Genomic DNA, 2,865 nt, shown 5'->3' with positions numbered 1-2,865 from the left:
TTTGGCAGCGCAATAACCAGATCTGTATGGAGACCCAAATTTGCCCATTAAACTGGTCACAGTAACAAAATGCCCGCTCCCATTTGAGATAAAATGAGGCAAGACTTCTTTGCTTAGGGCAACAGTTCCCAAATAATTTACATTTATCAATTTTTCATAAACTTCCAAACCCGTCTCCATGATTAAAGAGCGTTGACTTATTCCTGCATTGTTAATTAGGATGTCAATTCTCCCATATATAGCTATTGCAATTTTTACACTATTACCCACTGTGCTGAAACCGGCAAGATCCAAAGGCAAAACTGCCACATTCTCCGGATATTTGCATTTCTCTTTTACCAAAATCAGCTGCTTTTCATTGCGTGCCGATATAATAAGCTTATAGCCTTTATGACTTAATTCATAGGCCAGAGCTTCTCCAATTCCGGAGGAAGCCCCGGTTAACCATATTATTTTATTTGTATTTCCCTTCATTCTCTAATTTTTAGTTTGAAAATATAGTTAAATTTAGCACCAATTCATATGGACGCTTTTTATAAGAAATACGATTTAAACTTTAAAAGACCAAGTGGTACGTCTAGGGGCATACTAAAGCAAAAAGAAACCTGGTTTTTAGTTCTTAAGGATAAAGGAAAATCTGGCATTGGAGAATGCGGATTGTTCAGAGGCCTCAGTATTGATGATGTAACTGAATATGAGGGCAAACTTTCCTGGACCTGCTCAAATATTCATTTGGGTAAAGAGAGACTTTTAGAAGATTTAAAGGATTACCCAAGCATTAGATTTGGCGTGGAACAGGCATTCACTTCCCTGGCATCTGAAAACCCCTTCGTGCTTTTCCCTTCCGCATTTACCAAATCTAAGGCAGCCATTTCTATTAATGGTCTAATTTGGATGGGGAATATAGAATATATGGAGGAACAAATAACTCAAAAAATAGAGGCGGGTTTCAATTGTATTAAAATTAAAATAGGGGCAATTGATTTTAATACGGAATTATCGTTATTGGCTTCCATGAGAAAAAAGTATAGAAAAAAAGAAATAGAACTTCGGGTAGATGCCAATGGGGCATTTAAAAAGGATGAAGCCCTGGATAAACTCATTAAATTAGCAGCCTGTGATATACATTCTATTGAACAGCCTATTAAACAAGGATTTCCTGTGGAAATGAAGTATCTATGTGAAAACTCACCACTGCCAATAGCTCTTGATGAAGAGTTAATTGGTCATCATACCGTAACGGAAAAGGAAACTTTGCTACAAACCATTATGCCACAGTATATAATTTTAAAACCAAGCCTTTTAGGTGGGTTCAGGGCTTGCAGGGAATGGATTGATATAGCTTCAAAATTGGGTATAGGCTGGTGGATAACCAGTGCATTGGAAAGTAATATAGGTCTTAATGCCATTGCACAGTGGACGTTTACGCTTAATAATGAAATGGCCCAGGGATTAGGTACCGGTTCATTATTTACCAATAATTTTATCAGTCCACTTGAAATACAAAAGGGAAAATTACACTACAATAACAGGTTAAACTGGGAAGAGAATTTAATAAACAAATTATGTATATAGAACAAGCTTATAAAGGATTGCATGAACTTTGGAGGTATGCCGTAGGAGTAATAATAGTCTTTATTGGTTGGCAATTTATTGGGGCAGGCCCACTGGTTTTAGTTCTTTTAGCAAAAGCAATGGAGACTGGTAATTACCCGACAGACATGGCCAGTATTTCTAATTTATTGGGCTCAAACTTATTTTTCTTTCTTCTCCTGTTGACATTCGTAATAGCATTTCTGACTCTTTATTTAACGGTAAAGTTTTTACATCAACAAAGCTTTATAACCTTGAGTACATCACGAAAAAAAATAGATTGGAAAAGGGTGGCATTTGTATTTACCCTTTGGGCTATTATTTCTGTGGTCTTCATAGGGTTGGATATCTTTTTATCTCCAGAAGACTATGTTTACAACTTTCAACCAGGGCCATTTTTGGTATTATTGTTAATCGCAGTAGTCCTGATCCCTATTCAGACCAGTTTTGAAGAATACTTTTTACGTGGTTATTTAATGCAAGGATTGGGTATAGCTGCAAAAAACAGATGGGTTCCACTACTTGGCACCTCCCTAATTTTTGGAATGTTACATATATTAAATCCGGAAGTTGCTAAAATCGGATACGGGGTAATGGTTTTTTATATAGGAACCGGACTTTTTTTAGGTGTTCTTACCCTAATGGATGAAGGTTTGGAATTGGCCCTGGGTTTTCATGCCGCAAATAATTTAACGGCTGCACTTTTGGTTACAGCAGATTGGACCGCTTTCCAAACTAATTCTATATATAAGGATATTTCTGAACCTGAAATTGGATGGGAGGTTTTTGCACCGGTTTTTATTATATATCCTATTTTACTTCTTATTTTATCCAAAAAGTACGGGTGGACCAATTGGAAGGAACGTCTAACCGGCAAAGTTATACCCCCTGTAGAATTAGAAGAACAACTTAACAATTAAGTAGATGACAGTAAAAATACATGAACAGTTTAAACTTAATGGCCATCAATACTCGAGCGAGGAGTTAAAAGAGGTGGCCTATAGTTTAATAAAAGAAGGCGCAGATTTTGAACAGGAAATAGGAGACTTTCTATTAGATTGGTTATCAGCTGATTCTGAGCTCACTATACGAACATCAGGCTCTACGGGTATTCCTAAGGGGATAGGATTAAAAAAAAGGCATATGGTAAACTCTGCCAGGGTTACCGGCGAATATTTTGGGTTAGAAGCCGGCGATAGGGTTTTACTATGCTTGTCTACAGGATACATAGCTGGGAAGATGATGCTCGTTAGGGCAATGACCCTGGGTTTG

Annotated in this window: 4 protein-coding genes; 3 read left to right on the top strand and 1 reads right to left on the bottom strand. The window is 37.1% G+C overall.

What is annotated here, in order from left to right; genetic code table 11:
* A partial coding sequence (locus WBN20_RS13670; RefSeq protein ID WP_424282091.1) for an SDR family NAD(P)-dependent oxidoreductase occupies positions 1-474 on the bottom strand: 474 nt, incomplete at its 3' end.
* A 48-nt stretch (positions 475-522) separates the two neighbouring features.
* Here WBN20_RS13670 and WBN20_RS13665 point away from each other — a divergent pair.
* From WBN20_RS13665 to WBN20_RS13655, 3 genes are all read left to right on the top strand, one after another.
* Positions 523-1,575 carry an o-succinylbenzoate synthase gene (locus WBN20_RS13665; RefSeq protein WP_424282090.1) on the top strand — a complete coding sequence of 351 codons (1,053 nt, stop codon included), beginning with the start codon at positions 523-525 and terminating at the stop codon, positions 1,573-1,575.
* Positions 1,566-2,513 carry a lysostaphin resistance A-like protein gene (locus WBN20_RS13660; protein WP_424282089.1) on the top strand — a complete coding sequence of 316 codons (948 nt, stop codon included), beginning with the start codon at positions 1,566-1,568 and terminating at the stop codon, positions 2,511-2,513. The genes WBN20_RS13665 and WBN20_RS13660 overlap by 10 nt, the downstream gene beginning before the upstream one ends.
* Positions 2,514-2,517: 4 nt before the next feature.
* A partial coding sequence (locus WBN20_RS13655; protein WP_424282088.1) for an AMP-binding protein occupies positions 2,518-2,865 on the top strand: 348 nt, incomplete at its 3' end.

Origin of the sequence: Eudoraea sp., from assembly GCF_049665975.1 — a bacterium.
Classification (GTDB): domain Bacteria; phylum Bacteroidota; class Bacteroidia; order Flavobacteriales; family Flavobacteriaceae; genus Eudoraea.
This window is presented reverse-complemented; position numbering and strand designations above follow the sequence as displayed.